Origin of the sequence: Klebsiella michiganensis (genome assembly GCF_002925905.1) — a bacterium.
Taxonomy (GTDB): domain Bacteria; phylum Pseudomonadota; class Gammaproteobacteria; order Enterobacterales; family Enterobacteriaceae; genus Klebsiella; species Klebsiella michiganensis.
Map to the genome: position 1 here is coordinate 1,348,801 of NZ_PRDB01000001.1, position 18,750 is coordinate 1,367,550.

General features: G+C 55.2%; 18 protein-coding genes. 13 read left to right on the forward strand and 5 right to left on the reverse strand.

The window, feature by feature from the left end:
• Positions 1-175: 175 nt before the first annotated feature.
• Together CDA56_RS06505 and fadE are read right to left on the reverse strand one after the other, a co-directional pair.
• Positions 176-946 (reverse strand): amidohydrolase, encoded by a 771-nt coding sequence (locus tag CDA56_RS06505; protein ID WP_014837467.1) that lies wholly within the window; start codon positions 944-946, stop codon positions 176-178.
• A gap of 183 nt (positions 947-1,129) precedes the next feature.
• Positions 1,130-3,574 carry an acyl-CoA dehydrogenase FadE gene (fadE, locus tag CDA56_RS06510; RefSeq protein ID WP_014837468.1) on the reverse strand — a complete coding sequence of 815 codons (2,445 nt, stop codon included), beginning with the start codon at positions 3,572-3,574 and terminating at the stop codon, positions 1,130-1,132.
• A 238-nt stretch (positions 3,575-3,812) separates the two neighbouring features.
• On the opposite strand from fadE, the gene lpcA reads away from it, so the two are divergent.
• Together lpcA and CDA56_RS06520 are read left to right on the forward strand one after the other, a co-directional pair.
• On the forward strand, positions 3,813-4,394 hold the full coding sequence (gene lpcA, locus CDA56_RS06515) for a D-sedoheptulose 7-phosphate isomerase (protein WP_004099149.1): 582 nt from the start codon (positions 3,813-3,815) through the stop codon (positions 4,392-4,394).
• Between the two features lie 149 nt (positions 4,395-4,543).
• Positions 4,544-5,311, forward strand: a complete 768-nt coding sequence (locus CDA56_RS06520; protein ID WP_004847917.1) for a class II glutamine amidotransferase — start codon at positions 4,544-4,546, stop codon at positions 5,309-5,311.
• On the opposite strand, the gene dpaA is transcribed toward CDA56_RS06520, so the two are convergent.
• Complete coding sequence (gene dpaA / locus CDA56_RS06525) at positions 5,282-6,022, reverse strand: peptidoglycan meso-diaminopimelic acid protein amidase (RefSeq protein WP_014228031.1); 741 nt, start codon at positions 6,020-6,022, stop codon at positions 5,282-5,284. The two genes, CDA56_RS06520 and dpaA, sit on opposite strands and share 30 nt — an antisense overlap.
• Positions 6,023-6,435: 413 nt before the next feature.
• Here dpaA and CDA56_RS06530 point away from each other — a divergent pair, with 413 nt between their 5' ends.
• Genes CDA56_RS06530 through nqrM form a run of 7 tightly spaced genes read left to right on the forward strand, consistent with a single transcriptional unit; the run spans position 6,436 to position 12,495 of the window.
• Entirely contained in the window at positions 6,436-7,779 is a 1,344-nt protein-coding gene (locus CDA56_RS06530) for a Na(+)-translocating NADH-quinone reductase subunit A (protein ID WP_048261280.1), read from the forward strand.
• A 3-nt stretch (positions 7,780-7,782) separates the two neighbouring features.
• Positions 7,783-9,021: an NADH:ubiquinone reductase (Na(+)-transporting) subunit B gene (locus CDA56_RS06535; protein ID WP_004847922.1), complete on the forward strand. Its 1,239-nt coding sequence runs from the start codon at positions 7,783-7,785 to the stop codon at positions 9,019-9,021.
• Positions 9,014-9,808 (forward strand): Na(+)-translocating NADH-quinone reductase subunit C, encoded by a 795-nt coding sequence (locus tag CDA56_RS06540; RefSeq protein ID WP_004847924.1) that lies wholly within the window; start codon positions 9,014-9,016, stop codon positions 9,806-9,808. Before CDA56_RS06535 ends, CDA56_RS06540 begins: the two co-directional genes overlap by 8 nt.
• Positions 9,801-10,439: an NADH:ubiquinone reductase (Na(+)-transporting) subunit D gene (locus tag CDA56_RS06545; protein WP_004099162.1), complete on the forward strand. Its 639-nt coding sequence runs from the start codon at positions 9,801-9,803 to the stop codon at positions 10,437-10,439. Before CDA56_RS06540 ends, CDA56_RS06545 begins: the two co-directional genes overlap by 8 nt.
• Before the next feature lie 6 nt (positions 10,440-10,445).
• Positions 10,446-11,042, forward strand: coding sequence for an NADH:ubiquinone reductase (Na(+)-transporting) subunit E (gene nqrE, locus CDA56_RS06550; RefSeq protein ID WP_004847929.1), 597 nt, complete (start codon positions 10,446-10,448; stop codon positions 11,040-11,042).
• Between the two features lie 11 nt (positions 11,043-11,053).
• Complete coding sequence (nqrF, locus tag CDA56_RS06555) at positions 11,054-12,277, forward strand: NADH:ubiquinone reductase (Na(+)-transporting) subunit F (protein ID WP_004847931.1); 1,224 nt, start codon at positions 11,054-11,056, stop codon at positions 12,275-12,277.
• A gap of 2 nt (positions 12,278-12,279) precedes the next feature.
• Positions 12,280-12,495 carry a (Na+)-NQR maturation NqrM gene (gene nqrM / locus CDA56_RS06560; RefSeq protein ID WP_004847934.1) on the forward strand — a complete coding sequence of 72 codons (216 nt, stop codon included), beginning with the start codon at positions 12,280-12,282 and terminating at the stop codon, positions 12,493-12,495.
• Between the two features lie 32 nt (positions 12,496-12,527).
• On the opposite strand, the gene CDA56_RS06565 is transcribed toward nqrM, so the two are convergent.
• Positions 12,528-13,385 carry a glycerophosphodiester phosphodiesterase family protein gene (locus CDA56_RS06565; RefSeq protein ID WP_025107267.1) on the reverse strand — a complete coding sequence of 286 codons (858 nt, stop codon included), beginning with the start codon at positions 13,383-13,385 and terminating at the stop codon, positions 12,528-12,530.
• A gap of 159 nt (positions 13,386-13,544) precedes the next feature.
• On the opposite strand from CDA56_RS06565, the gene dinB reads away from it, so the two are divergent.
• Together dinB and CDA56_RS06575 are read left to right on the forward strand one after the other, a co-directional pair.
• Positions 13,545-14,600 carry a DNA polymerase IV gene (dinB, locus tag CDA56_RS06570; protein ID WP_025107266.1) on the forward strand — a complete coding sequence of 352 codons (1,056 nt, stop codon included), beginning with the start codon at positions 13,545-13,547 and terminating at the stop codon, positions 14,598-14,600.
• 2 nt (positions 14,601-14,602) lie between these two features.
• Entirely contained in the window at positions 14,603-15,067 is a 465-nt protein-coding gene (locus tag CDA56_RS06575; RefSeq protein ID WP_025107265.1) for a GNAT family N-acetyltransferase, read from the forward strand.
• 102 nt (positions 15,068-15,169) lie between these two features.
• Here the strand turns inward: CDA56_RS06575 and pepD are convergent, their stop codons facing one another.
• Entirely contained in the window at positions 15,170-16,627 is a 1,458-nt protein-coding gene (gene pepD / locus CDA56_RS06580; RefSeq protein WP_025107264.1) for a cytosol nonspecific dipeptidase, read from the reverse strand.
• Between the two features lie 258 nt (positions 16,628-16,885).
• On the opposite strand from pepD, the gene gpt reads away from it, so the two are divergent.
• Both gpt and frsA read left to right on the forward strand, forming a co-directional pair.
• The gene (gpt, locus tag CDA56_RS06585) at positions 16,886-17,344 is read left to right on the forward strand and encodes a xanthine phosphoribosyltransferase (protein WP_004129200.1); all 459 of its coding nucleotides are present in this window, start codon (positions 16,886-16,888) and stop codon (positions 17,342-17,344) included.
• Positions 17,345-17,450: 106 nt separating this feature from the next.
• Positions 17,451-18,695, forward strand: coding sequence for an esterase FrsA (gene frsA / locus CDA56_RS06590; RefSeq protein WP_004129202.1), 1,245 nt, complete (start codon positions 17,451-17,453; stop codon positions 18,693-18,695).
• Positions 18,696-18,750 lie beyond the last annotated feature (55 nt).

Genomic DNA, 18,750 nt, shown 5'->3' on the forward strand with positions numbered 1-18,750 from the left:
GCCAGCCATCCGTTGCGCCGGTCTGACAACGTTTGCCCGCGAGCCTGGCGTTAACAGCATTCATATTCTCGTTCCGCGCTGCGGGCGTTTACCTGCAGGGCTTTGGGGCGAGCGGGCGGGATAGCGCTGGTTTGAGGCATAAAAAGGGAGCCTGGGCTCCCCTGCCAGTCTGGCTTTAGCTGAGCGTGAAGGGATCTGCGTCCTGCCAGGCCGGAAACTTCTCGCGATACTCTTTTAGCGACGTCAGCGAAAGCTCAGCATCCAGGCGAGTCGCCTGATGCGGTTCGGCCGTCGCGATAATCTCACCCTGCGGCGTGATTATCCGACTATCGCCCCGGTAATGGTGTCCGTTGCCATCGGTGCCGACGCGATTGCATCCAGCAACATAAGCCTGATTTTCGATAGCTCTGGCGACCAGCAGCGACTGCCAGTGCATTGAGCGCGGGGCGGGCCAGTTGGCAACATACAGCGCTAAATCGTAGTCGTTATGGTTGCGTGACCACACGGGGAAGCGCAGGTCGTAGCATACCAGCGGCAGAATTCTCCAGCCGCGCCAGGCAAAAATGACCCGCTCGTTACCCGCTGCGTAATGATGATGTTCATCCGCCATGCGAAACAGGTGGCGTTTGTCATAGAAATGGATTTTACCGCCGGGCTCAACCAGCAAGAAGCGGTTAACCGGACCACGGTCCGTTTGCAGCGCGGCGCTACCGGCAATCAGCGCGTTGGTTTGGTCGGCTTTAGCCTCCATCCAGGCTACCACTTCCTCTTGCGACAGCGACTGTTTTGCTGCTTCCATCGCGAAACCGGTGGTGAACATTTCGGGTAAAACAATGAGGTCACGCCCGGTAATCCCTTCCAGTTGACGATCGAAATGGCGCAGGTTGGCGGGACCGTCCATCCACACCAGCGGTTGTTGTAAAAGGGTAATTTTCAGTCCGGGCACGGTGGTGAACTCCAGTATGATGAGAGGAATTATAATGACTTTAACACCATATCAGCCGATGGACGGCTCAGGGAATATTTTGTAAAAGAATGACAGCCCTGGAAATACCTTCCGCTGAATTGTCAGAAAAAAGAGAGGCGGGGAAGTCCCCGCCTCGATCGTGATGGGTTTATTTTTTCGTTTTTAAGCCGCTTCGATCTTGCGCACTTTCTCCGGCAGCTTTACCGGGCGGGTCGCCAGTTCATCCGGGGCGAAATCGTCGACGTTAATGCTGCGCAGTCGGCTGGTTTCCGCACGGACCAGGATGTCCGCCTCGTCCTGATTGATTAGCCCTTTTGCCAGCGCATTGCGGGCCAGTTCATCAAGACGCGTAAACGACAGATTCTTGCCCAGCTCTTTGCACAGGCGCTGGTGGATAGGGTCTGCTGCCATAACATCAAGCAGCGCTTCTTCCAGCAGGCCAACCGGATTATGCTCGCTCGGCGTCAGATACTGACCGCGGCCGATACGCGAACGCGTCGCGCTCGGAACCTGCAGGATTTTCGCTACCTTATGATCCAGCTTGTCTGAAGGCGCCAGGTAATGACGTCCGGTCGGGAAGATTGCCACGCGAAGCGCCCCAGCGACCAGACGATTCGGGAAGTTCACCAACAGATCGTCAATCGCCTGCTCGGCCTGATACAGCGCATCCTGCACCCCCCAGTGAACCAGCGGTAAGTCCGCTTCGTTACGCCCCTCATCGTCATAGCGTTTCAGGACCGCCGACGCCAGGTAGAGCTGGCTCAGCACATCTCCCAGACGCGCAGAAATTCTTTCACGACGCTTCAGACTACCGCCCAGTACCGCCATTGAGACATCGGACAGCAGAGCCAGGTTGGCGCTCAGTCGGTTCATATGTTGATAGTAGCGACGAGTGGCATCGCGGGTCGGCGAGCTGCTGGTGAGACCGCGGGTCAGGCCCAGCCAGAAACTGCGTACCTTATTGCTGCCCACGTGCCCGATGTGTTTAAACAGCAGCTTGTCGAAAGCGTTAACGTCGTTATTCTGCGCGGCCGCCATTTCATCCAGCACGTACGGATGGCAACGAATCGCACCCTGGCCGAAGATCATCATGCTGCGGGTCAGGATATTCGCCCCTTCAACGGTGATGGCGATCGGCGCGCCCTGATAGGCCCGCGCCAGGAAGTTTCCGGTGCCGAGCATAATGCCCTTACCGCCGGTAATATCCATTGCGTCAATGATGGAACGCTGACCACGGTGAGTACAGTGATACTTCACAATTGCCGACAGTACCGCTGGTTTTTCGCCAAGCATAATGCCGTAGGTAATCAGCGAGGCGGCGGCATCCATTACGTAGGCGTTGCCTGCGATACGCGCCAGCGGTTCTTCGATCCCTTCCATTTTACCGATAGAGATTTTGAACTGGCGGCGAATGTGCGCGTAGGCGCCGGTAGCCATGGCGACGGATTTCAGGCCGCCGGTAGCGTTTGACGGCAGGGTGATGCCGCGTCCCACGGATAAACACTCAACCAGCATCCGCCAGCCCTGGCCGGCCATCGACGGGCCGCCAATAATGTAATCGATAGGAACGAAAATATCTTTCCCTTGGGTCGGGCCGTTCTGGAACGGAACGTTCAGCGGGAAATGGCGACGCCCGATTTCAACGCCGGGGGTGCTGGTGGGGATGAGCGCGCAGGTGATGCCCAGCTCCTCTTCTCCACCCAGCAGGCGGTCTGGATCGGAGAGTTTAAACGCCAGCCCCAGTACGGTGGCGATAGGCGCAAGGGTGATATAGCGTTTGTTCCAGGTCAGGCGCATACCCAGCACCTGCTGGCCCTGCCATTCGCCCATGCAGACGACGCCGGTATCCGGAATGGCGCCGGCATCTGAACCCGCTTCCGGGCTGGTCAGCGCGAAGCACGGGATCTCCTGGCCGCGAGCCAGGCGCGGCAAATAGTGGTTTTTCTGTTCTTCTGTACCGTAATGCTGCAGCAGCTCGCCCGGGCCTAATGAGTTCGGCACGCCGACGGTAATCGCCAGGATCCCGGAGACGCCCGATAGCTTTTGCAGGACGCGAGCCTGCGCGTAGGCGGAGAATTCCAGCCCGCCGTACTCTTTCTTAATGATCATCGCGAAGAAGCGATGCTCTTTCAGATAGGCCCACAGCTCCGGCGGCAGATCGGCCATCTCGTGGGTAATTTCGAAGTCGTTCGCCATACGGCAGGCTTCTTCGACCGGGCCGTCAATAAAGGCTTGTTCTTCAGCGGTGAGGCGCGGCTGCGGATAGTTGTGCAGTTTCTGCCAGTCGGGGTTGCCGCGGAACAGATCGCCTTCCCACCAGGTTGTGCCAGCGTCAATCGCTTCTTTCTCGGTGCGCGACATCGGCGGCATGACCTTACGGAAAGCGCGGAACGCCGGGACTGAAATCATGGATTTACGCATCGGCGCAAGGTTAAACGGCAGTAAAACGATCGCCAGCGGAATCAGCAGCCAGATATTCCACAGCCCCGCAGCGCCGAGTGCGGCGGTCCAGACAAGCAAAATCGCGCTGCTCAGCAGCAGATTGATTCGGTGATAGAAGAGCGCACCGAGTAAAACAACGGTTGCAACAATACTCAAAATCATCATAGAGAAATGCTCCCTGTCTTGTAGGAGGTCTGACCACTTGTGATGATATGGTTGTAGTGGATGTAATTTGTTTTAGCAATGTGTTTACAAAATAATTACAACCTTGCTCACATTGTTGTACGGAAATGCGGCACATAAAATCAAAAGCACAGGGGATTGCATTGCGTGCTGCTTCTCGCTGCGTCGGCTATCCGGTAAACTGCCTGGGTTATCCCACAAATACTGAAGGATTATCCTCATGTACCAGGATCTTATTCGTAACGAACTGAATGAAGCCGCTGAAACGTTGGCTAACTTTCTGCAGGACGAAGCCAACATTCACGCGATTCAGCGTGCTGCGGTGCTGCTGGCGGATAGCTTTAAAGCTGGCGGCAAAGTCCTTTCCTGCGGTAACGGCGGTTCGCACTGCGATGCGATGCATTTTGCGGAAGAACTGACCGGGCGCTATCGTGAAAATCGCCCCGGCTATCCGGCCATTGCGATTTCCGACGTGAGCCATCTCTCTTGCGTCAGCAATGATTTCGGCTATGAATATGTTTTCTCTCGCTATGTAGAATCAGTGGGTCGTGCAGGCGACGTATTACTGGGGATCTCTACTTCCGGTAATTCAGGTAATGTTATCAAAGCGATTGAAGCCGCCCGCGCCCAGGGGATGAAAGTGATTACTCTGACCGGGAAAGATGGCGGTAAAATGGCGGGGTCAGCGGATGTAGAAATTCGCGTACCGCATTTTGGCTACGCCGACCGTATTCAGGAAATCCATATTAAAGTGATTCATATCCTGATTATGCTGATCGAAAAAGAGATGGTTAAAGCTTAAAAGGCTATTTTGTTAGCCATTTTGAACCCGGGCAGTGCTCAAGATCCTCACGTACATGAAGTACGCTCCGGTTTCTGCGCGCTGGCCGTGTCCAAACTGGCTGCACCAATAACGCCTTTTATGTTTCAGTAAGTGGTATGAGGTGATCTATGTGCGAATTGCTCGGGATGAGCGCGAATGTGCCCACAGATATTTGCTTCAGTTTCACCGGGCTGGTGCAGCGCGGTGGCGGAACCGGGCCACATAAAGACGGCTGGGGCATTACGTTTTATGAAGGTAAGGGCTGTCGCACATTTAAAGATCCGCAGCCTAGCTTCCAGTCGCCCATAGCAAAGCTGGTGCAGGAATATCCTATCAAGTCCTGCTCGGTCATCGCCCATATTCGCCAGGCCAACCGAGGTATCGTTGCGCTGGAAAACACTCACCCCTTTACCCGGGAGCTATGGGGGCGCAACTGGACCTACGCCCATAACGGTCAACTGGAGGGGTATGAGAGCCTCGAGACGGGAAGTCTGCATCCTATCGGGGAGACCGACAGCGAAAAGGCCTTCTGCTGGCTGCTGCACAGCATCACCGAGCGCTATCCGGAAATGCCGGGCGATATGGTTGAGGTATTCAGATTTATCGCCACGCTTGCCGGAGCGCTGCGTGAAAAAGGCGTTTTTAACATGCTGCTCTCCGACGGGCGCTACGTGATGGCGTTTTGCTCGACGAATTTATACTGGATTACGCGACGGGCGCCGTTTGGCGTAGCGACGCTGCTGGATCAGGATGTAGAAATTGACTTTCAACGCGAGACCACACCGAATGATGTGGTCTCCGTTATCGCCACTCAGCCGCTTACCGGCAACGAAACCTGGAATAAAATTATGCCAGGCGAGTGGGCGTTATTTTGCCTCGGGGACCGAGTAGTTTGACGCGAGCTGCGGCTGCACAACTTCGTGGCTGAGCGGTTTGCTCACCACGTAGCGGCCATTGGCGACCGAAACCACCGGCGGCTTATGCGTCTGCCGGAAGTAGTCGTACCCGGGTTTCAGCTGCTGCCAGAAATCCGCGAAGTAGGAAAATTTGTGACGCGCCATGTTGGCGTCGGTCATGCGGAAAGGATAAATGCTCACCTGAACGTTGGGCTGGCCGAAGACTAACGCGCCGGTGACGAACTGGAAGATTTCATCAATACCGGTATCGGTCATGGCGTAACAGCCAACGGATACGCAGGCACCGTGAATCATCAGATACTTTCCTTCATAGCCATGCGCGCGGTCGTAGGCGTTCGGGAAACCGATATTGATCGCTTTGTAGAAACGGCTGTCGGGTTTTAGCTGATTGCGGGAAACGTTATAGAAACCTTCGGGACTCTTGAAATCGCCCTGGCGCTGCTTTGGACCGAGCCCGCCGGAGTAGTTACAGATCCGGTAGCTGTCGAGAAGCTGGTAGGTTTCGCCCATCTTGACGTAAAGATCGAGCATGCGCTCTTCTTTGAAGATCTCAATGTAGACCGGCGAACCCATGAGCTGCTGCTTATACTCTTTGCTCATCGGCGTTGTCGAGCTGTTACTGCTAAGTAGCCCTGCGAATGAAACGCACGGCAACAGAAGCATCGCAATAAATAATGCGATTTTGCGCATACTACTTGTTCCTTGATAAAACAAATAACCACATTGCCAGGACGGCAAGAGAGACCCGAAATCAGAGTTTTCTGGTTTTAGAGCGCTCACATTAGCATCACGGCATTTTTTCGCAAGCACGACGTGCCACGTTTACGTTTTAGTTTTCCGTTATAGCGAATATTCAGGTAAAGCGCAGTCAGAACTTTGCGTAATAGCTCGCATTTTAGAACGACTTAATGGCAGTTTGTCTACAGGCGCTGCTCACGAAATGTTACACTTGCTCCGCTAAATACTCAGGGTAAGAAAGGATGCTTCTCTCCCGTCTTGTGAATCACCAGGACTACGATGTTCCTTTCTTCCTCTTATTTTCCATTAATTATGCTGGCCTCGGCCTGATGCCGGGGTTTACGTAACGGATACCTGCTAACGATATGATTAAAATCACGAAAGGGCTGAATTTGCCCATAGCTGGCATGCCATCACAGCAGATTTCTTCGAAGACTGCGGTCAAGCGCGTTGCGCTGTTGGGTGAAGAGTACATCGGTATGCGCCCCTCAATGGCGGTGCGTGAAGGCGACCGGGTACAAAAAGGTCAGCTTCTGTTCGAAGATAAAAGAAATCCTGGCGTGCGATTTACTGCCCCTGCGAGTGGAACCATCAGCGCCATTCATCGCGGCGAACGGCGGGTTCTGCAATCGGTCGTTATTGACGTAGATGGCGATGATGCCGTTCACTTTCCCCACTATGAATTAGCCGATCTTGCCGCGTTGACGCGCGAGGCCGTGCAGCAGCAGCTGGTGGAGTCGGGGATGTGGACGGCGTTTCGCACCCGCCCTTTCAGCAAAATACCTGCGCCGGGCAGCGTTCCAGCGGCCATATTTGTCACTGCCATAGATACGAATCCACTGGCGGCAGACCCTCAGCCAATCATTCTGGCCCAGCGCGAGGCTTTTGACGCGGGCTTAACCCTGTTGACGCGGTTGACCGACGGTAAGGTCCACGTCTGCCAGGCCAGCGGTGGCAAGCTTGGCGGGCATCCCGTGGGCCAGGTGACCTTCAACCAGTTTGCCGGGCCGCATCCGGCCGGGCTGGTCGGGACCCACATCCATTTTCTCGAGCCGGTTAGCCTGAAAAAGCAGGTCTGGCATCTTAACTATCAGGACGTTATCGCCGTTGGCAAATTGTTCCTTGAAGGGGAGTTGTCTAGCGAACGTATCGTTGCGCTCGGCGGCCCGCAGGTGAAAGAGCCTCGTTTATTAAAGACCTGCTCTGGCGCCAGCCTTGATGAACTGCTGGCAGATGAACTTCTGGATGATGAAAACCGCGTTATTTCTGGTTCAGTCCTCAGCGGAACGCATGCTCAAGGGCCCCATGCTTTTCTTGGCCGCTTTCATTTACAGATAAGCGTCGTAAAAGAGGGGCGTGAGAAAGAGCTGTTCGGCTGGGTAATGCCCGGGAAAGATAAATTTTCCATCACCCGCACCACGCTCGGCCATTTTATGAAGCGTAAGCTATTTAATTTCTCGACGGATACCAACGGCGGCGAGCGGGCTATGGTGCCGATTGGCAACTATGAGCGAGTGATGCCGCTGGATATTCTGCCCACCATGCTGCTGCGTGATTTGCTGGCGGGGGATACCGACAGCGCGCAGGCGCTGGGCTGTCTGGAACTGGATGAAGAAGACCTGGCGCTTTGCACCTACGTATGTCCCGGCAAGTATGAATATGGCCCGGCATTGCGCAGCGTGTTAACCCAGATAGAGCAGGAAGGATAAGTGATGGGCTTAAAGCAACTGTTTGACAAAATTGAGCCGCACTTTACGCACGGCGGCAAGCTGGAAAAATACTATCCGCTGTTTGAAGCGACGGCGACGCTGTTCTACACCCCCGGGCAGGTCACGCGCGGCGCGGCGCACGTCAGAGACGCCATCGATCTCAAGCGGATGATGATTCTGGTGTGGTTCGCCGTTTTCCCGGCGATGTTCTGGGGAATGTATAACGTTGGCCTGCAGACCATTCCTGCACTGCATAAATTATACGGCGCTGAGCAGCTGCAGCAGGTTATCGCCGGGAACTGGCACTACAGCATCGCGCAGTGGTTGGGGGTGAACTTCACCGCTGACGCCGGTTGGCTCAGTATGATGACCCTGGGGGCGGTATTTTTCCTGCCTATCTACATCACCGTGTTTCTTGTCGGCGGGTTCTGGGAAGTCTTGTTTGCTATCGTGCGCAAGCACGAAATAAACGAAGGCTTCTTCGTAACGTCAATTCTGTTCGCGCTGATTGTGCCGCCATCGCTGCCGCTATGGCAGGCCGCGTTCGGGATCACCTTCGGCGTCGTCATGGCCAAGGAGATTTTTGGCGGAACCGGGCGTAACTTTCTCAACCCAGCCCTGGCGGGGCGCGCGTTTTTATTCTTTGCCTGGCCGGCGCAAATTTCCGGCGACCTGGTATGGACTGCGGCGGATGGTTTCTCCGGCGCGACGCCGTTATCCCAGTGGGCAAGCGGCGGCGGTGAATCGCTGGTTAACGTCTCTACCGGCCAGCCGGTAAGCTGGATGGACGCCTTCCTCGGCAATATCCCGGGGTCGATTGGCGAAGTCTCGACGCTGATGATTCTCATCGGCGGCGCCATCATCATTTTTGGTCGCGTGGCCTCGTGGCGCATTGTCGCAGGGGTTTTCATCGGCATGGTGGCCACCGCGACGCTGTTTAACTTTATAGGCTCTGATACCAACCCGATGTTTGCCATGCCGTGGTACTGGCATCTGGTGCTCGGCGGTTTTGCCTTCGGCATGATGTTTATGGCGACGGACCCGGTGTCCGCGTCGTTTACGGATAAAGGTAAATGGAGCTACGGCCTGCTGATCGGCGTGATGTGCGTCCTGATCCGCGTGGTCAACCCGGCCTATCCGGAAGGGATGATGCTGGCGATCCTCTTCGCCAACCTCTTCGCGCCGCTGTTTGATTACCTGGTGGTGCGGGCCAATATTAAGCGGAGGAAATCGCGTGGCTGAGAATAAAAGTAACGATAGCATCGGCAAAACGCTGCTGGTGGTGCTGGTGCTTTGTCTGGTCTGCTCAATTGTGGTCGCCGGTTCTGCCGTGGGGCTAAAATCGCGCCAGCAGGAGCAGCGCGCTCTCGATAAACAGCGCAATATCCTGGCGGTTGCCGGTCTGATGAAGCAGGGAATGAGCGCAGATGAAGTGGCTGACATTTTTAAGGCCCATATCTCTCCGCGTTTAGTCGATTTAGCCAGCGGTGAGCTGCTGGATAAAGATCCGGGCAAGTTTAATCAGGCCCAGGCCCTGAAAGACCCTCAGCAGAGCCTACAGCTGGAGGCGAGTCAGGATCCTGCCGGTATCAAACGCCGCAGTAATATTGCCGAAATTTACCTGGTGCGCGATGAAAAGCAGCAGATTCAGGAAGTGGTACTGCCTATTTACGGTAATGGCCTGTGGTCGGTGATGTACGCTTTTGTGGCGCTGGAAACCGATGGCCGCACGGTCAAAGGGATCACCTATTACGATCACGGTGAAACGCCGGGGCTGGGCGGGGAAATTGAAAACCCCAACTGGCGCCAGCAGTTCGTCGGTAAACAGGTGCTTGATGATAAAGGGATGCCTGCGCTGAGAATCGTCAAAGGCGGCGCGCGTCCTGGCGACCTGCACGCCGTTGATGGCCTGTCGGGCGCAACGCTGACGTCAAACGGCGTGCAGCATAGCTTTGATTTCTGGATGGGCAAACTGGGCTTTGGCCCATTCCTGCAAAAGGTGCGAGAAGGGGAGCTGAATAATGGCTGATTTGGGCGACATGAAAGAAATGAAGCGCGTGCTGGTGGGGCCGCTTATCGCTAATAACCCTATCACTCTGCAGGTACTGGGCGTCTGCTCCGCGCTGGCGGTGACCACCAAGCTGGAGACCGCTTTTGTAATGACCATTGCGGTGACGCTGGTTACGGCATTCTCCAGCATGTTTATCTCCATGATTCGCCACCACATTCCGAATAGCGTGCGCATCATTGTACAGATGGCGATTATCGCTTCGTTGGTTATCGTCGTCGATCAGGTGCTACGCGCGTTTGCCTATGAGATCTCGAAACAGCTTTCGGTTTTCGTCGGTTTGATCATCACTAACTGTATCGTGATGGGGCGCGCCGAAGCCTATGCCATGAAGTCGCCGCCGTTGGCGAGCTTTATGGACGGTATTGGCAACGGTCTGGGATACGGGGCGATCCTAATCATCGTCGGTTTCCTGAGAGAGCTGATCGGCAGTGGTAAGCTATTCGGTATTACCGTGCTGGAAACGGTGCAGAACGGCGGCTGGTACCAGCCAAATGGTCTGTTTCTTCTGGCGCCCAGTGCGTTCTTCATTATCGGTTTGTTGATTTGGGCGGTGCGCAGCTGGAAGCCTGAACAGCAGGAAAAGGAGTAACCGATTATGGCTCATTATATTAGCCTGTTTGTTCGCGCCGTGTTTGTTGAAAATATGGCGCTGGCCTTCTTTCTTGGGATGTGTACTTTCCTCGCGGTATCGAAAAAGGTCTCGACCGCTTTCGGACTCGGCGTGGCGGTAACGGTCGTACTTGGGCTGGCGGTGCCGATCAATAATCTGGTGTATAACCTGGTGCTGCGCGACGGTGCGCTGGTTGAAGGCGTCGACTTAAGCTTTCTGAACTTTATCACCTTTATTGGCGTGATTGCCGCGCTGGTGCAAATCCTGGAGATGATCCTCGATAAGTACTTCCCGACGCTCTATAACGCGCTGGGGATCTTCCTGCCGCTGATCGCCGTCAACTGTGCGATCTTTGGCGGCGTCTCCTTCATGGTGCAGCGTGACTATAACTTCACCGAATCTATCGTTTACGGCTTTGGCTCCGGCATCGGCTGGCTGCTGGCAATTGTGGCGATGGCGGGCATTCGTGAAAAAATGAAATACGCAAACGTGCCTGCGGGTCTGCGCGGGTTAGGGATCACCTTTATTACCACGGGTCTGATGGCGCTGGGCTTTATGTCATTCTCCGGTGTGCAGCTATAAGGGCGGAAAGTATGGAAATAATTCTTGGCGTAGTGATGTTCACGCTGATCGTCCTGGTACTATCGGGGCTGATACTGGCCGCGCGTTCGAAATTAGTGAATGCGGGCGACGTGGTCATTGAAATCAATAACGAAGCGGATAAACAAATTCGTACTCCGGCCGGCGACAAGCTGCTGAATACGCTCTCCAGCAACGGTATCTTCGTTTCATCCGCCTGCGGCGGCGGCGGTTCCTGCGGCCAGTGCCGGGTGACGGTGAAAGAGGGCGGCGGTGATATTCTGCCTACCGAACTGTCTCATATCACCAAGCGTGAGGCGAGAGAGGGCTGCCGTCTGGCCTGCCAGGTCGCGGTGAAGCAGAACATGAAAATTGAGCTGCCGGAGGAGATTTTTGGCGTTAAGAAGTGGGAGTGTGAAGTTATCTCGAACGATAACAAAGCCACTTTTATCAAGGAGCTGAAGCTGCGCGTGCCGGACGGTGACGCGGTTCCGTTCCGGGCCGGCGGGTATATTCAGATCGAATGCCCCTCGCACAAGGTTGCCTATGCCGATTTTGACGTTCCGGACGAGTATCGCGGCGACTGGGATAAATTTAACCTTTTCCGCTACGTCTCTGACGTGAAAGAGCCAACGCTACGCGCCTACTCCATGGCTAACTATCCGGAAGAGAAGGGTATCATCATGCTCAACGTGCGTATCGCAACGCCGCCGCCGCAGGTACCTGATGCGCCTCCGGGGATCATGTCCTCCTATATCTGGTCGCTGAAGCCGGGCGATAAAGTGACGATTTCCGGGCCGTTTGGGGAGTTTTTTGCCAAAGAAACGGATGCTGAGATGGTCTTTATCGGCGGCGGAGCGGGGATGGCGCCGATGCGCTCGCATATTTTCGACCAGCTTAAGCGACTGCACAGCAAACGTAAAATCAGCTTCTGGTACGGTGCGCGATCTCTGCGAGAAATGTTCTATGATGACGAATTCGAGCAGCTGGCGCGGGAAAACCCGAATTTTACCTTCCACGTGGCGCTCTCCGATCCGCAGCCGGAAGATAACTGGACCGGCCATACCGGCTTTATTCATAACGTTCTGTATGAAAACTATCTGCGCGATCACCCGGCGCCGGAAGATTGTGAATTCTACATGTGCGGGCCGCCGGTGATGAACGCCGCGGTCATTAAAATGCTTAAAGATCTCGGCGTTGAGGATGAAAACATCATGCTGGACGATTTTGGAGGCTGATGATGCTGACGGTATTTGTCGCGACCTTCGTGATTTTCGCGCTGGTTATCCTGGGAATGTCGCTTGGTTATCTGATCAAGCGCAAAAGTATTCAGGGCAGCTGCGGCGGGATCTCATCGCTGGGTATGGAAAAGGTCTGCGACTGTCCTGAGCCCTGCGATGCGCGCAAAAAACGCCTGGCTCGCGAAGCGCAGCGCAAGCAGGATCGCATCCTATAATCAGCAGGCCGCACCGTGCGGCCTTTTTTGATTTACCAGGTTTTCGCTTTCGCCGGCGAGTCTACCATCACGCCGTCGGCGCCCAGCTCGCTTGCGGTACGAAAATCATCGGCACTATTAATGCCGAAGAAGACAATATGGGCTTTGCCCTGTGAGCGGAAACAGTCCATAGCTTCTTTATCCCAGGTGAGCGTGGCTGGCGATACGCCTTCGCCCAGCGTGAACTTCTCCACTATTTCTACCTTGCGTTTCAGCTCCAGACCGTACCAGTATTCATTGCCCGACGCCGCAGTTGGCTGGCACTGGTGGCTAAGCGAAATATTAGCCAGCTTCGTTCGCGTTTCGCCCCGGCTGACGAAATGGGGGATAGATGCTGGCAGCGCCGCGATATAGCGGTCTTCCGTTGAATACACCCGTACGCGCGAGAGGCTATTGGTCTTTTGCAGTACTTCGCTAAGACGCGCCGCCATGATGGCCGGATCTGCATCAGGTGATTTGATATCGATGTAAAAGAAGGTCTGTGGCCACTGTTCCAGTACCGATTGCAGCGTTGGAATGGTTGCGTTTTTACCGCGCCAGGGGTGAGTTTCACCGCCCCATGTCCATCCCGCGTCCATACGGGTCAGCTCGGCAGCGCTGAAGCTTGAGATTTTCCCCGTATGGTCAGTCAGCGCGGACAGATCGCTCGGGCGATATAAGACCGGAACGCCATCCTGGCTTAATTGTACTGTTATCCAAATCGCCTCGGCCTTATTCTCCAGCGCAAGTTTTATCGCCGGAAGGGTATTTTCCGGCGCATCGCCGGTGCCTCCCCGATGGGCAATGAGCTGCGGCGCGGCGCAGGCGCTGCTGGCAATAAGCAAACCAAGCGCAGTAAGTATTGATTTCATGATTGCATTCACCTTATATACTCATATAACTATATGAAAAGTAACTTATATTTATTGCATTTTTATGTTGTAGCACGTTTTTCAGGATAGTGGATTTAAAAAGATTAAATTTCGCCGTATTTTGCTATACTGTATGCATGTACAGTCTAAGGTTTGGCTATGCGTAAAATCATCCACGTTGATATGGACTGCTTCTTCGCGGCGGTGGAAATGCGTGACAACCCGGCACTGCGCGACATCCCTATTGCCATTGGCGGCAGTCGGGTGCAGCGCGGTGTTATCAGTACGGCTAACTATCCGGCGCGTAAATTCGGCGTGCGCAGCGCCATGCCAACCGCCACCGCGCTCAAACTTTGCCCCCACCTGACGCTGCTTCCCGGCCGCTTTGACGCCTATAAAGAGGCGTCGAACCATATCCGGGAGATTTTTTCCCGCTATACCTCGTTAATCGAACCATTATCGCTGGACGAAGCCTATCTCGACGTTAGCGACAGCGTTCATTGTCAGGGGTCGGCGACGCTGATGGCGCAGGAGATCCGCGAGACCATCCATCGTGAGCTAAATTTGACCGCCTCCGCAGGAATTGCGCCGGTAAAATTTCTCGCAAAAATCGCCTCGGATCTGAATAAACCCAACGGTCAGTTTGTTATTGCGCCGCATCAGGTCGCGGAGTTTGTCAAAACGTTGCCGCTATCGAAGATCCCTGGCGTCGGCAAGGTTTCCGCCGCGAAGCTCGAGAGCATGGGGCTGAGGACCTGTGAAGATGTGCAGAACAGCGATCTGGCGATGCTGCTCAAGCGCTTTGGTAAATTTGGGCGGATACTGTGGGAACGCAGCCAGGGGATTGATGAACGAGAAATCAGCAGCGAGCGCCAGCGCAAATCGGTGGGCGTTGAACGAACCCTGATAGAAGATATCCACGAATGGGCGGAGTGTGAATCGATTATTGAGAACCTTTACCCGGAGCTGGAACGGCGACTGGCGAAGGTTAAACCGGATTTGCTGATTGCCCGTCAGGGGGTCAAGCTGAAGTTTAATGATTTTCAGCTCACCACCCAGGAACATGTCTGGCCCCGGCTGAATAAAGATGATTTGATTTCTACCGCGCATAAAGCCTGGCACGAGCGGCGCGGAGGTCGGGGAGTAAGGCTGGTGGGGCTGCACGTGACGCTGCTTGATCCGCAGCTGGAGCGGCAACTCGTTTTGGGATTGTAACGATGTTAACGATAAGAATGTACGAAGAGCGGGATTTTCCGGCGCTATGCGCACTATTTTTACGCGCCGTTAAAGAGACCGCCAGCGCCGACTATTCCCCCCGGCAAATTGCCGCCTGGGCGCAGGTTGATGAAGCCCGCTGGCGGCAAAAACTCGCGGCGTCACGCGTACTGGTGGCAATAAATGATGCCTCGCCGGTCGGGTTTATTACCGCCGTGGATGACTATATCGATTTACTATTTGTCTCTCCCGACTATAGCCGCCAGGGCGTCGCCAGCGCGCTGCTCAATACGCTATTGAGGCAGCTTCCTGAGCGCGTTTATACGGTAGAGGCCAGTATTACGGCAAAGCCCTTTTTTGCGCGTCACGGCTTCACCGTTATGCAGCCACAGGAAGTGACGGCGCGGGGTGAACAATTTCTTAATTATTTGATGCGGCGGCAAATCGACCCCACATACAGCGCGTGACAGGTATGCCCGGATGCGGTTACCACAATCGGCACGGCGTGCTTTCGCTCGGTCATTTTATAAAGAAAAGGCCCACTCTCTGCGGAGTGGGCCTGTGTTGTCTTACTTCGCCGGAATGGATTTCAGCAGTTCAGTCAACAGCGTCCAGTACTGGCCCACGCTTTCGATATGAACCTGCTCATCCGGGGAGTGAGGACCGGTGATGGTTGGCCCGATAGAAACCATGTCCATATCCGGATACGGTTTTTTGAACAGCCCGCACTCCAGGCCCGCGTGGATAATCTGGATGTTCGGCGTCTTGTTGAACAGACGCTGATAGGTTTCACGCACCAGATGCATCACCGGCGAGTTGGCGTCCGGCTGCCAGCCCGGGTAGGCGCCTTTCGCTTCGGTTTTCGCACCGGCCAGCTTGCCCAGCGAATCCAGCATGCTCACGACATAATCTTTGCCGCTGTCGATCAGCGAGCGAATCAGGCAGTGAATCTGCACGTTGTCGCCGGTCATGGTCACCACGCCGACGTTCAGCGAGGTTTCCACCACGCCTTTTGCCACATCAGAGTTGCGGATGACGCCGTTTGGCGTGGCGTTCAGCAGACGCACAAAGGTATCACGAGATTGGGCCGTCAGCGCAGGCTGCTCGTTAGCAACCGACTCCAGCAGCACAGTCAGGTTTTTCTCTTTGGCCGCCAGCTCGTTTTTCAGGATCGCCTGGTACTCATTAGCCAGCGCTTTCAGCGCGTCCGCTTTATCCGCGGCCACGGCGACTGTCGCGAACGCTTCACGCGGGATCGCGTTGCGCAGGGTGCCGCCGTTGAAATCGACCAGGCGCAGATCCAGCTCTTCAGCATGGCCTGCGAGGAAGCGTGCCAGCAGCTTGTTGGCATTACCTAAACCAACGTGGATCTCGCCGCCGGAGTGGCCGCCTTTGAGTCCTTTAAGGGTCAGCTTAAAGCTCTGGAAACCGGCCGGAACGGCTTCGCGGGTCAGCGCCAGGTCAGAGGTGAAGTCGATACCCCCCGCACAGCCCATGTAAATCTCACCTTCTTCTTCGGAGTCGGTGTTGATCAGGATATCCGCCTGCAGCCAGTTGGCCTGCAGGCCAAACGCGCCGTCCATACCGGCTTCTTCCGTCATGGTCAGCAGCACTTCCAGCGGGCCGTGAACCACGTTGTCGTCAGCCAGTACCGCCAGCGCGGAAGCCATGCCGATACCGTTGTCGGCGCCCAGGGTGGTGCCGCGCGCTTTGACCCACTCGCCGTCGATGTACGGCTGAATCGGGTCCTTAGCGAAGTCATGAACGGTATCGTTGTTTTTCTGCGGCACCATATCGAGGTGCGCCTGCAGCACAACCGGTTTGCGGTTTTCCATACCGGCAGTCGCGCCTTTACGAATCAGAATGTTGCCAACCTGGTCGCGTTCCGCGTGTAAGCCTTTTTCTTTTGCCCAGCCCATGATGTGCTCAGCGAGCTGTTCTTCGTGATAGGAGGGGTGAGGAATAGAGCAGATTTTGGCAAAAATATCCCACAGCGGCTGCGGGGATAATTGAGACAGTTCAGACACGATAAGTCTCCTTACAATCACCTGCAAAAGTCGTTTGCAGATCGAGGGGTTAGCAATCAAATACACTACAAGCCCGGGCTTGCGCGATGGGGTTGAGAATACCACTTTCCGTGTACTCTGGTAGTGTAAACCACGTAAAAAGAGTCGTCGTGGCCGCTTAACGCTGGTTTTTAGCGCGTCAGATCTCTATAATCTCGCGCAACCATTTTCCCCCTCGAACATTATTTAAGCCGTATTACACAGGCTGGGACACTTCACATGAGCGAAAAATACGTCGTCACCTGGGACATGTTGCAGATTCACGCCCGCAAGCTGGCCACTCGCCTGCTGCCGGTTGAACAGTGGAAAGGCATTATTGCCGTTAGCCGCGGCGGTCTGGTACCGGGAGCACTACTGGCGCGTGAACTGGGTATTCGTCATGTTGATACCGTTTGCATCTCAAGCTATGACCACGATAATCAGCGTGAACTGACCGTGCTGAAACGTGCTGAAGGCGATGGCGAAGGCTTTATCGTGATCGATGACCTCGTCGACACCGGCGGTACCGCCGTAGCCATCCGCGAAATGTATCCGAAAGCACATTTTGTCACTATCTTCGCAAAACCGGCCGGTCGCCCGCTGGTTGATGATTATGTTGTTGATATTCCCCAGGATACCTGGATTGAACAGCCGTGGGATATGGGCGTGGTGTTCGTACCGCCTATCGCAGGTCGTTAATTTCCAGCATAAATGCTAATTACCACGCCCGGTTTTGCCGGGCGTGGTTTTTTTTACCCTTGCGCAGGTTACAATAGCTTCAGTGGCAACATGATGGAGGCTGCACATGTCCCAGGCTAACCTTAGCGAAACGCTGTTTAAACCCCGATTCAAACATCCGGAAACCTCTACGCTGGTGCGTCGGTTTAATACCGGAGCGCAGCAACCGATCCAGTCTGCGCTCAGCGGTAATCACGTTGATCACTGGTATCGATTGATTAACCGCCTGATGTGGATCTGGCGTGGCGTGACGCCGCAGGAAATCCTCGACGTGCAGGCGCGCATCGTCATGAGCGATGCCGAGCGAACCGACCCGGAGCTTTACGATACGGTCGTTGGCTATCGCGGCGGCAACTGGATCTTTGAATGGGCCAAACAGGCGATGGACTGGCAGCAGAAGGCCGGTCAGGAAGAGAATCTGCTCGTGAGCGGTCGTCACTGGCTCCATGCGGCAAACCTTTACAGCATTGCCGCCTATCCGCACATCAAGGGCGATGAGCTGGCGGAACAGGCGCAGGTGCTGGCATACCGGGCTTATGAAGAAGCCGCTCAGCGCTTGCCCGGCAAGCTGCGAGAGCTGGAGTTCTCTATCCCCGGCGCCGCGCCGATCACCGGTTTCCTGCATATGCCGCCAGGCGATGGGCCGTTCCCGACGGTACTGATGTGCGGCGGGCTTGACGCGCTACAGACCGACTATTACAACCTGTATGAAAACTATTTTGCGCCGTTGGGTATCGCTATGCTGACCGTGGATATGCCTTCCATCGGTTTCTCCTCAAAATGCAAGCTGACCCAGGATACCAGTCTGCTGCACCAGTATGTGCTGCAGCATCTGGCTAATGTGCCCTGGGTCGATCATACCCGCGTGGCCGCCTTTGGTTTCCGTTTCGGCGCGAATATCGCCGTGCGGTTGGGCTATCTTGAGTCCCAGCGCCTGAAGGCGGTGGCCTGCCTGGGGCCGGTGGTACACGGCCTGCTGGTGGACCCGCTGCATCAGGGGCGGGTGCCGGAGATGTATCTTGACGTTCTGGCTTCGCGGCTGGGGATGCATGACGCTTCCGACGACGCGCTGCGCGTTGAGCTTAACCGCTATTCCCTGAAGGTTCAGGGGCTGCTGGGACGCCGCTGCCCCACGCCGATGCTCTCAGGCTTCTGGAAAGACGATCCGTTCAGCCCGGAGGAGGAGTCGCGGCTGATTACTTCATCATCATCCGACGGCAAGCTGTTGGAGATCCCGTTCAATCCGGTCTATCGCAATTTCGATCACGCGCTGCGGCAGATCGCCCGCTGGATTAGCCATAGATTTAGTTAATATATTGCTAAATTCTATCGATTTGGTAACGTCATGGCATCACTAAAGGAGATCG